The following is a 1870-nucleotide window of genomic DNA, read 5'->3' as shown; positions in this document are numbered from 1 at the left end:
GCCCTGGGTGGTCACCACGTGGGCGATGGCCTGCGCGCCCACGTTGCCCTGCGGCCCGTTGCCCACGCGGTAGTGCGCGCTGAAGGCGGTGCCGCTGTCGGGGCGGCGGCCGTGCAGGTCGTCACCGAAGCGCAGCCGCGCGCTGCCGTCGTCTTCGGCTTCGATCACGAAATGGGTGTCGCTGGCCCGGCTGGAGAGCAGGTCGCGCCGCGGGCTCCAGGCCTCGCTGCCGCTGCCCTGCGTGGCGTTGAGGCCGATCCGGGGCAGCGCGTCGGCGGTGCGCCAGCGCATGGCGGCGCTGGCCGAGTCCTGCGGGTCGAACAGCAGGCGTTCGCTGGTGCGCACGCCGTTGTCGACCCGCGTCACGAGCACCGTGCCCTGGTGGGTGAGCGGCGCGCTGGCCAGCCGCGGCCGGTAGCGCGGGGGCAGGGGTTGCGGCGCCTCGCGCTGGCAGGCGTCGCCCAGCACGGCCGGGTGGTGCAGCCGGGGTTGCGGCACGCTGCCCAGCGGCTCGTCTTCGATGCGCTGGCCGTGATCGACCAGCACGTTGTTGCCCAGCGCGGTGCTCACGCCGTGGATCAGCACGCTGCCGTGGGCCTCGTCGGTTTCGCTGGAGATGCACAGGGCGAAGGGCAGGGCGTCGGCCGGGTGCCAGGCGATCTCGGTGATCTCGGTCAGGGCGCCGGGGTCGCCCGGGTCGGGCGGCAGCGGGTCGGTCAGCGGGTCGGTGCCGTCGAAGGCGCGCACGGCGCTCAGGCGCACCGCGTGGCGGTGGGCGGGGTCGGCGTCTTCGGGCTCGCCGCTGAGCGGGCCGAGTTGCTCCTGGAAGATCAGCACGTCGCCCGTCTGCAGCTCGGGCCAGTGGCCGCGCAGCGTGGCGCGGGTGGCGCCCCGGGACAGGCAGCAGCGGGCATCGCCCCAGGTGTGGAACTCAAAGCTGTTGTGCGCCTCGCGCAGGGTCGCGCCGTGCAGCGGCTCGAACACCAGGGGCCGGGCCTGCAGCGCGGCGCGCTCGGCGGGCGAGTCGGGAACGATGCGCGGGGGCACACCCGCCACCTGGGTGTAGCAGCGCAGGTCATCGGGCAGGGGGAAGGGGCCGCCGCTCACGTCGAAGTGCAGCCAGGCGCGGGCGTTGCAGCCTTCGTGCACCGCGTAGTCCACCAGCAGGGCGTGGCGGCGCAGGCTGCTGCGCCGGCGGGCGGTGTGCAGGTAGGCCTCGGTGGCGACGGCGTCGAGTTGGTAGTGCTGCAGATCGCCCACGTAGGCGATCAGCTCGGCCAGCGTGGTGGCCAGATCGGCCGGGCTGCGGTCGCGCCAGCCCGGCATGTTGCGCGCCAGGCGGTCGATCACCAGCCGGCGCAGGCTCTCGTAGTCGCGGGCGAGGTAGTTGATGTCGGGGACCGGCTTCGGGGGCCTGGTGCAGCCCGGTGGCGTGCGGCAGTCGAAGTCGCTCGGGCACTCGACCTTGAAGCGGAATTCGATCTCGGAGAGCCGGGGATCGAAGTCGGGCAGCGGGGTGGGCGTGGCCGGGTCCTGCGTGAGCCGCAAGGTATAGCGCGAGAAGTCGCCCGCGCTGTCGGTGCGCACCAGCAGCACGTGGTCGGCCTCGGCCAGCGCGCTGAACAGGGCTTGCTCGGCCGCGTTCGCCTGAACCGGGGGCGCGCTGGCCACGCCGATCCACTGAACCTCGATGCGGCGGATGCGCTCGCCGCCTTCGACCACCACCTGCTCGCGCGTGAGCCCGGCCGGCACCGGCTTGAGCAGGCGCACGAGCAGGGTGCGCTGGCGCGGGCTGCCCAGGGGGGCGTCGAGGTCCAGCACCTCCAGCCAGTCGATGCCGTTGAGCGTGGCGTGGGCGTCCACCGCCGCG

The 1870-nt window shown here is 74.1% G+C and carries 1 protein-coding gene; it reads right to left on the bottom strand.

Annotation, left to right across the window (positions count from 1 at the left end; translation table 11 throughout):
• Positions 1 to 1863 (bottom strand): putative baseplate assembly protein (locus tag Q7W29_08905; protein MDO9171935.1); only part of this gene is annotated, 1863 nt, incomplete at its 3' end.
• Positions 1864 to 1870 lie beyond the last annotated feature (7 nt).

The organism is bacterium, assembly GCA_030654305.1.
In the GTDB taxonomy this organism is placed as follows: Bacteria; Krumholzibacteriota; Krumholzibacteriia; order LZORAL124-64-63; family LZORAL124-64-63; genus PNOJ01.
The sequence above is the reverse complement of the archived record's forward strand: the minus strand, read 5'-3'. Positions and strand labels throughout refer to the sequence as shown.